The sequence below is a fragment of the Treponema sp. UBA785 genome, from assembly GCF_002297065.1.
Lineage (GTDB): Bacteria > Spirochaetota > Spirochaetia > Treponematales > Treponemataceae > Treponema_D.
Genome location: NZ_DBJD01000036.1, coordinates 1 through 9,757, shown reverse-complemented (window position 1 = coordinate 9,757; position 9,757 = coordinate 1). Strand labels below are relative to the sequence as shown.

Sequence of the window (9,757 nt, the reverse complement as noted above, 5' to 3'; positions counted from 1 at the left end):
CTTCCGGCTTTGTTTTATTTCTCCTTAGTCCTGAAAAAGCGGAGTAGAAAGGTAACGGTCTCCAGTATCTGGCAAAAGAACAACAATATTCTTTCCCTTGTTTTCTGGACGTTTTGCAAGCTCAATCGCAGCCCAGGCAGCCGCTCCCGAAGAAATTCCGACAAGAACGCCTTCTTTTTTGCCGATCAATTTGCCGGTTGCAAAAGCATCTTCGTTTGAGACGGTAATAACTTCGTCATAAATTTTTGTATCAAGAACATCTGGAACAAATCCTGCGCCAATTCCCTGAATTTTATGAGGACCTGCAACCCCTGTCGAAAGCACTGCAGAAGTTTTTGGCTCAACTGCAACAATTTTTACATCGGGATTCTTTGACTTAAGGAATTTTCCAGTTCCTGTAATAGTTCCGCCAGTTCCTACCCCAGCAACAAAAATGTCTACTTTTCCGTCTGTGTCGTTCCAAATTTCAGGGCCAGTAGATTCAAAATGAGCCTTTGGATTTGCAGGATTTACAAACTGACCGGCAATAAAACTGTTTGGAGTATTTGCCTTGATTTCTTCAGCCTTTGCAATTGCACCCTTCATTCCCTTTGAACCGTCGGAAAGCACAAGCTCTGCACCATAAGCTTTCATAAGCTGGCGGCGCTCAACAGACATTGTTTCCGGCATTACGATTACAATTTTATAACCGCGGGCTGCCGCGACAGAAGCAAGTCCAATTCCTGTATTTCCAGAAGTCGGCTCAATAATTGTCGAGTCTTTTGTAAGAATTCCTTTTGCTTCAGCTTCGTCAAGCATTGCCTTTGCAATGCGGTCTTTTACAGAACCTGCCGGATTAAAATATTCAAGTTTTGCCAGAATTTTTGCTCCAAGCGAGTTTTCTGATTCGATATGCGACAGTTCAAGAAGCGGTGTATGCCCAATAAGCTGGTCTGCCGAAGTGTAAATGTTTGCCATAATTCTTCCTCCAAAAAGATTATTACCTAGTTGTTTGATAGGTTTAATTGATGTTTAATTTATAATCCGTATTACCTACTTTGTCAATAGGTAATACGTTTTTTTTGTAAAAAAATTGGCTTCACCTGCAAAAAAGGCAAAGCCAATTCAATTTTCTGTTCTTTAATCGTCTTCTTCTTTTTCCGATTCCAGAATTTCTTCATCAATTCCCGACGAATTGCGCATATACTGCAAATAGGAAATTCCTTCATCATTGCATTTTCTCATCAAGTCCAATTCTTTTGTTCCAAGCTCCAGCGCGTAGGCAAGTTCCATATATTTTTCGCACTCGCCTTTTTCTCCAAGTTCATACAAAAACTGCGAATAATACGTGTAGACCATATATTTTTCGCCAGGAGTCCGCGCGCCTTTTATACCGTTTTTGTAAAACTGTCTTGCTTTTTTATTTGAACCGATTGGAGGCGGGGCATAAAAATTCCAATTTCCTAGGCAAGCATTTGCCGACGCCATAAATTCATCTTTTTTTAGCGCCTTTTTGTGCCAGTCTTTTACTTTAAATCCCCAGTAAAAAGTTGCCGCAATTGAACGCGTCATATAGTAACTTGTAACATCGGCGGTCGAAACATAAAACCACTTGCTCAACTGGTCTTCGCTGCGCTTTTGCATCAATTCAAGGCACTCGTTCATCCGTTTTTTCATATTTTTGCGCAATTGGACGCGATTTTCCCTTGTTAAAACTCTCGCGTATGCTTCCATAAAATATAAATTTGAAAGAATCTGCTTTTCCTGCTCAAAATCTTTCGCAACAGCAGGAAGCACAATCATAGTTTCGTCTTCAATTTTTTTTATGATTTCGACAGCAGTAAGGTCATCGTTCGATTTTAATTCGACACGAAGCGTAACAAATTCATCAATTTTTTTCTGACAAAAATCAGAAATTTCATTTTCTGCAAAACAAGCGGCGGCAAGAGCAAAGATTGCAGCGCAAAAACAAAATTTTTTCATATTTTAAATTGTAAAAATAGCAAGACCGGTTTACAGCAAAATAAAATACTGCATTCGGGCAAAAAACTAAAAATGTTTTCCAGACTCCGACAAAAAAAGCCTCCAAAAAAGGCAATCAGAGGCTTCGAATAAATTTACTCAAATAAATAACATAAGTCCACAAAAAAAAGTTACATATTACAAAAGCATAATCTTAGCCCCGATCGTTGCGGAAAGACCGGACGAGCGGAGCGAAGGAGGACTTGCAGCAAGAGCGGGCTAGACCATGCCATGCGCTCCAAAAATCTAAAAAAAATCTCGAAAACGGCCGATATAAATACAAATGAAGCAGAATTTTTTATTTACGGCGGCAGTTTCGGCAAGTCTTTTGATTTTTGCAGGCTGCTCAAAACAAAATAAGGCTACGTTTTCTCAAATTCCAGAAAACACAAAACACCACAATTGGTATTTTTTTACGGAAAACGGTTTTGAACAGACTTCTCTTCCTCAGCAATCAGGAATTTCGAGCTTAAAACCTTGGACAGAAACTTTGCGTGCAAGCGATGCAAACACTGCGGCCGACAAAAGCGGCTACATGCTCGTAAACAGGCTTGGCGTAATCCACTTTGCAAAAAACGAAAGCCAGCAGGTTCAGCCGGTTTTGATTCAAGATTACGAGCTTTTTTCCAATTCGACAGCTTCAAACCTGATTTTTGACAACGAAAATCCATATTTTACATTGAGCCGCTCATCATTTTTTAACAAGGAGGCCTCTCTTTCCGAAAACAGCAGCGCTCAAGATTCAAACCGCCCTTTTTTGGTGAGAATTTCTCAGGAATTAAAGGCTTTTTATCCGGTTGTTACTTACGGAGATTTAAGGCTTAGCGGCGGAGGAGAAATCACAGGAACTTTTTTTGACGGAAATTCATTTTTTTCTTCCATAAAAAAAATAAATAATTCTAAAACCGAATTTACCTACATAAATTTTTCCGCAAATTCTTCGCTCGAAAGACTTTCGCCATTTACAAAAGACGAAAAAATTACGATTCAGGAAACTTCAGAAGAAAATTACAGGCTTCTTAATTCTCCAAAAAAATTTTCAGATTCACCAAGACGCCTGCGCTCGCTTTTGTCTTCAATCCCGCAAAATTTTTCTTTTTCGGTTGAATGTAAAAACTCCGGCGGAACTTCTCCAAAAACCTTTATTTCCGGCTCAGATTTTGGCGAGAAAAACGCAGAAAGCTCAGAAAATTCTTTTCTTATAAACGCACACGCAATAATTGCAGACGACTGGATTTGCGCTGTTTTTTCTGACGGAACCACATATTTTAACGGAGCTTTGGACGGTGAACCGATTTTGAACAACGGCAAAAACGCGGCATTCCGCCTTCCAAAACTTCCACAAAACTATATTTACGGGCCGTTCTGCATAAGCGGAGCAACCCTTGCCGTTGCCTGGGAAGAAAGCGATTTTTACAAGACGGGCCGTTCTGGATTTTTGACGGTGGACCTAAAAAAGGTTTTGTACAATGAAAAATAAAACGTTTTACAAGAAATTTCCGTTCATTTTTTTATTTTTTTCACTTTCTTTTTTTTGCTTCGGACAGACAGAACAAAATTTCTCAAAAACGCAGTCAGAAGATGACGGCAAAATCCTCACAAAAATCGAAGACTTCGAAAAAGCAAAAATAAAACTCCCCAAAAACCTGTTTTTCTTTACTCTCGGACCTTCAGTTTATGTAAATACAGACAGCAAAACCTCTCCAAGCCCAGTTTCGTTCGCATTTGGAGCGGGATTTGACCTTTTTAACCACAAATTTCTGAATTTTCAGCCAAAGCTCACTTTTTTTACAAATTATTATCTCTGGGACGGCGAATGCGCGCGCCCCTCCGAAATCGAAAACAGGACAGCCCTTGCTCTCTCGTTTTTGCTCGACTTAAACACGACTCATATTTTTCGCCTCAAAAAAGACATTTTCCAGCTTGGCGGAGGATTGGGATTTTTGGCTCGATTTTCCTTTCTTGCAGACGGAGTTAATTCAGACGACACAGGAGGAGAAACAAATTCAACAGCGGGCGACGACATAAAATCAATCAACCGCTGGTTCTACAAAAATTTAAATTTTCTCTATCCAAACTTAAACATTTCCTGGCAACGCGCATTTACAAAAAACTATCTGGCTGGGCTGGAAGCAAAAATCTACTTTCCGCTCGGCGCAATTTTGAACGGACGCGCTTTTGACACGGCGATTTTTTCCTTAGGAATAAAAATCAGTCCAAAATAATCCGGGCGGTGCAGATTTTGAGCATTTGCCCAAAATCTGCCGCTATGTCCGGGGTTTCATTCAAAAAAAATACCGCGGTTACAAACCGCGGTATTTTTTTGAACGGCTTACGCCGCCCCTACCAGCGCTACCGCATTAAATTTCTGTCGAATGTGAATTTACTTTTTCCTGAACATAAGCAATAAAATCTTCAAGCTTCATTGTTTTTTGTTCAAGTCCGCTGCTCTGACGGAAGCGTACGCTTACAGTTTTTTCATTTTTCTCGTTTTCACCGACAACAAGAATATAAGGAGTCTTGTGTTCCTTTGTAATCATCTTGATTTTCTGGCGCATATTTTCGTCAGAAGTATAAGCATTTGAGCGAATATCTGAACCAAGAAGAGCTTCATTTACTTCTTTTGCATAATCGTCAAATTCATTTTTTACTGGAACAACCGCTGCCTGTTCAAATGCAAGCCATGTCGGGAAATTTCCGGCAAAGTTTTCAATCAAAATCCCAAGGAAACGTTCAATTGAACCCAAAATCGCTCTGTGAAGCATTACCGGATGATGTTTCTGGTTGTCAGAGCCAATGTATGTCGCATCAAGGCGTTCTGCTGACGGCAACTGGAAATCCGCCTGTATCGTACCGCACTGCCATTCGCGTCCAAGACAGTCGTAAAGCTTAAATTCAAGTTTTGGACCGTAGAATGCGCCTTCTCCCGGCTGAATTTCGTAATTAAGTCCGGCTTCGTGGCAGGCATCGGACAACGCTTTTTCTGCACGCTGCCAAGTTGCAAGGTCGCCAACGTGGTCTTCCGGCATTGTTGAAAATTTTACAACTAAATCGTCAAAACCAAAGTCGTGATAAACTCTTTTTAGAAGTTTACAGAATTTTGCAACTTCTGCCGCAACCTGCTCTTCCGTACAAATAATATGGGCATCATCCTGAACAAAACCACGCACACGCATAATTCCATGCAAGGTTCCAGAAGGCTCGTTGCGCACATCATGGCCAAATTCTGCAAGGCGCATAGGCAAGTCTTTGTAAGTGCGGAGACGGCTCTTAAAAATTTCGAGGGCGCCAGGACAGTTCATTGGCTTGATTGCAAAAAGTCTTTTTTCCGACTCAGTAATAAACATATTGCGCTGGTAGTGTCCCCAGTGTCCAGAACGTTCCCAAAGAGTACGCGGCATTATCGCAGGAGTATTTACTTCCTGATAGCCATCGCGTCTTACCATTTTGCGCATATAATCCTGAATAACTGTGTAAATTGTCCAGCCGTTTGGATGCCAGAAAATCTGGCCAGGATCTTCCGGCTCAAGATGGAATAAATCCATTTCTACGCCGAGTTTGCGGTGGTCGCGCTTTTCTGCCTCTGCAAGCATTTCAAGATATTCTTTTAAATCATTCGGTTTTTCAAAACAAAGCGCGTAAACACGAGTAAGCATAGGACGATCAGAATTTCCACGCCAGTAAGCCCCTGCAATTTTATGAAGTTTAAAAGCCTGAGCATTGATTTCTTTTGTCGTGGCAACATGAGGGCCACGGCAAAGATCAATATAGCCGTCCTGCTCATAAGTGGAAATTGTTGCATCTTGCGGCAAATCATTGATAATTTCAACTTTGTAAGGTTCATCAGCAAAAATTTTCAAAGCCTCGTCTTTTGAAATTTCCTTGCGAACAAATTTTGCTCCAGAAGAAATGATTTTTCTCATTTCTTTTTCAACAGCAGCAAAATCATCTTCGGTTATTTTATGGTCTGTCGGAAAATCAAAATCGTAATAAAATCCGTTGTCGATTGCAGGACCAATTGCGATTTTTGTTCCAGGAAAAATATGTTTAACTGCTTCTGCCATTACATGCGCACACGAATGGCGAATAATCTGTAACTTTTCATTTTCTGCCATAAAAATACCTCTTTGTATAAAGACCAATTTTTTTATCTTTTCTTCATAGAATATCGCTTTGCGGACTTTGTTTCAACTTATACAGGTTTTTGATTTGTTTGCATTATACAATTATAGAAAGATTGTAGATTTTCCAAAAAAAGCCGATAATATAAGTATGTCAGAGAAAAAATTTTCAGAACAGTTAATTGCCGCAATTGATAAAAAAACGGATTGGTTCAACTCACGGGAATTGCAAAATGTGCTTGAACAGTATCGCCTCATGCACACTTGCGAAAAAACGCTCTATGAGTTTCTTTTAAAAAAATCCCTAATCACGCCCGATCCTTACAAAAACGACAAGAAAATTTCGGACATTGTTCCGCCGGAAAATTCGCCTTTTACAGACAACGAACGCTCAATGATTATAGGAATGAGGCTTTCCGATTATGACAGCACTTTGGACTTTCTCTGCAACTATTACAAGTTTTCAGTTTCAAATTTGCAGATTTCTAATATTAAAAAATTGATTGATTTAAACAATGCAATCCAATGGAACTCATTCTCCGTAAATTCAACAAACATAAACACAAGAACAATTGCAACTATGCTTTTTAACGCAAAGCAGGGAGCAGACGCTTTAACCGTAAACATGATAAACGACAGCATTTCAAAAGCAGGCAAAGCAGTTCTTGCAATCAACAAAAGTTTAAAGGCGCTTACGGAATTTCAGAGGGAATTTTATAAAGGAAATATCCGCAAAAACATAATGGCTCATCCTTATTTCGATATGGAAAAAGCCGCGTCGAGTCCTGACGATGAAAAAGTTCAAATAAAAAAACTTTTTCAAGCAACGATGGGAAAAACTCCATATTACAACGAACTGATTGAAGAAATTATTGCCGAAGATCATTCTCCCGACAAAGAAAATCTTCAAAAAGCACTTTTAAAAAAGCTCGAAGTTGAAAATTCCAGCGCACAAGACTCAGAAGAAAAAGTCGATACAAAATCAATTCTTTTGGTTGCGCTCAGAGTCTTTGGCGCAATGCCGGGCCAGATCTCTCAGGTAAAAGAAAAAATTATAGAAAACCATGAAGTTTTGGAAAGCGAGCACAACTCATTTTTTGAAAAACTCAAAAAAGCGATCCGAAAAGCATTCAATATAGAAGAAAAACCTGTTTTTTATCAGATTTCGATTACCGATCAGACAACAGACACAGTTCGCCACGAAAAAATCGACTATCAGCAGCTCGTACGCGACCTGGAATTGCGCTCAAGAAGATACGCTTCGGCAGGAATAAGAAAAGCGCCCCTTTACGAAAAAATTGCCCAGCAAAGCGAAGAAAAAATTCTTGAATATGTAAACCAGCAGATTCTTGAATGTAATAAAATGCTCAAAATTTTAAACGGGCTCGACGAATTTTTCAAAAGCGCACCTCTTCCACAAAACCGTTCAAAAATCAAAGGTTTAAAAATGGAAATTACGGCCTTAAAAAATTCAATCGTAAAGGCAAACCAGCGCCGCTCTGAATACACGGCATACATCGAAGAAGAAGCTCAATTAAGAAAATTAGGAATTACAAATGCTTAAAAAAAGTTCAGCCGCAGTTTTACTTACAGTCGGCTTGTTTTCGTTCAATTTTGCACAAAATTTTCCGCAGAATCCACAAAATCAAGAAAACGAAGATGAAGACATAGAAAATTTTATGAATGAATTTGAGCCAAATTCCGAAAACGAAGAAAAAGCTCTCAAAAAATTCAATCCTGAAATCCAGCGGACTTTTATATTTTCTTCTCCAGCTCATCATCTGGATTTAAATCCGCACACTTCAAGCTATTCCAACGAAGCGCAGATTATAAATGCCCTGCAGGAAAGTCTTTTTTGCTACGACCCAAAAACTCTGGATCCAATTCCTGCGATTGCTTCCGAATACAGGATTTCCCGCGACAAAAAACGCTGGACTTTTACGGTCAGGGACAACGCAAAAACAAGCGACGGCTCAAAAATAACAGCACAAACCGTTATTGATAGCTGGCTTCACCTTCAAAAAACGCCAGACGCTCCTTATTCTTCGCTTTTGGACTGCATAAAAGGAATTAAAGATTACCGCGAAAATAAAATTTCTGAGGAAGAAATTGGTTTAAAGGCAAACGGTCAAAAATTGACGGTAATTTTAAATTCACCAACCGCCCACCTGCCACGGATTCTCTGCCACCACGCATTTTCTGTTTTTACCGGAAATCTGGAAGTTTTTTCGGGCGCATACGTTCTCAAAGAACAGGATAAAAATCAACTTGTTCTCGAAAAAAACAAAAATTACTGGGACGAGCCAAATGTCGCGATTGAACAAGTTATAATTAAAATTTCCGATGACAAAAAAGAAAATTCCTGGCTTTTTAACACAGGACGCACGGATTGGATAACGACTTCATTCGACGCAAATTCTCTTATAAACAAAAATGCAGTAAAGCTCAGCGCAGTTTTTGGAACAACATATCTGTTTTTTACCTGCAAAAATCCAGTTTGGAACAAGGCCGAATTTAGAAATGCGCTTTTAACGGCTGTTCCATGGGACAAACTGCGAAGCGATAATTTAATTCAAGCATCAACTTTGGTTTATCCGCTTTCTGGCTACCCGGAAGTTGAAGGCTTAGTCGATTACAATGAAGACGAAGCACTAGAATTGATGGAAGAAGCCCGTAAAAATTCAGGAATTGCGCAGGACGAAAAACTTCAGATTACTTTTGGAATTGCAGACAACGAATACATGAAAGGTCTTGCTGCAATTTTAAAAGAAGCATGGGCTCCGCTCGGAGTTGAACTTGTAACATTTAAAATTTCAGACGAACAATATCTTTCCAGTATTCCGTATTTAAACTACGATATTTTCAGCTATTCGTGGATTGGAGATTTTGCCGATCCGCTGGCTTTTTTGGAACTTTTCCGCGAAGGTTCAACTCTGAACCACACAAAATGGACAAATGAAAAATTTACCGAAAAACTAAAGCTTGCAGATGAAGAAACTGACGAATCAATGCGCTACAAAATTTTAGGACAGGCAGAGCAGATCTTGCTTGACGACGGACTGATTATGCCGATTAGCCACTCAATCAGCCTTCATGCAATAAATCTAAACGAAATCGGCGGATGGTATACAAATGCTCTCGATATTCATCCGTTAAAAAACATTTATTTTAAAGAAACTGTTTATACCGTGCCGGACAACGTCGCAATTGCAAAATAAAATAAGAGCAGACATAAATGGCGCAAAGCGTTAAAACAACTAATAATAGCATTTTTAATTGAACAAAGTTTTTTACAAGTTTATAATTGCATTAGATTTTTTTAATTCATTTTTAAGAGGAAAAACAATGGTTATTCTTACATTGAACTGCGGTTCGTCTTCAGCCAAGTATCAGGTTTATGACTGGGACAACAAAGATGTTTTGGCTACGGGCGTTGTTGAGCGCGTTACTGCTCCTGGCTCTGTTATCACACATAAGCCGAAGGGAAAAGACAAGTTTGTAAAGGAAAGCCCTTGTCCGACACACAAAGAAGCAATCGAGCTGATTCTTGACGCAATCACAGACAAAGACCACGGCGTAATCTCCGACATGAGCGTTATCGGAGCTGTAGGACACCGCGTTCTCCACGGCGGAGA

At 39.6% G+C, this 9,757-nt stretch carries 7 protein-coding genes and 1 pseudogene; 5 read left to right on the top strand and 3 right to left on the bottom strand.

Features of this window, described 5'->3' with window-relative positions; genetic code table 11:
- Window positions 1-24: 24 nt before the first annotated feature.
- A complete protein-coding gene (cysK, locus tag B2X33_RS02920; protein ID WP_296667515.1) occupies window positions 25-957 on the bottom strand; it encodes a cysteine synthase A in 933 nt (310 codons plus the stop codon).
- 162 nt (window positions 958-1,119) lie between these two features.
- Entirely contained in the window at window positions 1,120-1,962 is an 843-nt protein-coding gene (locus tag B2X33_RS02915) for a hypothetical protein (RefSeq protein ID WP_296667512.1), read from the bottom strand.
- A gap of 322 nt (window positions 1,963-2,284) precedes the next feature.
- On the opposite strand from B2X33_RS02915, the gene B2X33_RS02910 reads away from it, so the two are divergent.
- Window positions 2,285-3,481 (top strand): DUF8086 family protein, encoded by a 1,197-nt coding sequence (locus B2X33_RS02910; protein ID WP_296667510.1) that lies wholly within the window; start codon window positions 2,285-2,287, stop codon window positions 3,479-3,481.
- A complete protein-coding gene (locus tag B2X33_RS02905; RefSeq protein ID WP_296667508.1) occupies window positions 3,471-4,226 on the top strand; it encodes a hypothetical protein in 756 nt (251 codons plus the stop codon). The genes B2X33_RS02910 and B2X33_RS02905 overlap by 11 nt, the downstream gene beginning before the upstream one ends.
- Before the next feature lie 135 nt (window positions 4,227-4,361).
- Here the strand turns inward: B2X33_RS02905 and thrS are convergent, their stop codons facing one another.
- The gene (gene thrS / locus B2X33_RS02900) at window positions 4,362-6,116 is read right to left on the bottom strand and encodes a threonine--tRNA ligase (RefSeq protein ID WP_296667505.1); all 1,755 of its coding nucleotides are present in this window, start codon (window positions 6,114-6,116) and stop codon (window positions 4,362-4,364) included.
- Between the two features lie 157 nt (window positions 6,117-6,273).
- Here thrS and B2X33_RS02895 point away from each other — a divergent pair, with 157 nt between their 5' ends.
- The 3 genes and pseudogenes from B2X33_RS02895 to B2X33_RS02885 all read left to right on the top strand — a co-directional run.
- Window positions 6,274-7,686: a TP0584 family protein gene (locus B2X33_RS02895; RefSeq protein ID WP_296667503.1), complete on the top strand. Its 1,413-nt coding sequence runs from the start codon at window positions 6,274-6,276 to the stop codon at window positions 7,684-7,686.
- Complete coding sequence (locus tag B2X33_RS02890; RefSeq protein ID WP_296667501.1) at window positions 7,679-9,340, top strand: peptide ABC transporter substrate-binding protein; 1,662 nt, start codon at window positions 7,679-7,681, stop codon at window positions 9,338-9,340. Before B2X33_RS02895 ends, B2X33_RS02890 begins: the two co-directional genes overlap by 8 nt.
- A gap of 127 nt (window positions 9,341-9,467) precedes the next feature.
- Window positions 9,468-9,757, top strand: a pseudogene (locus tag B2X33_RS02885) (propionate kinase); the annotation flags it as partial.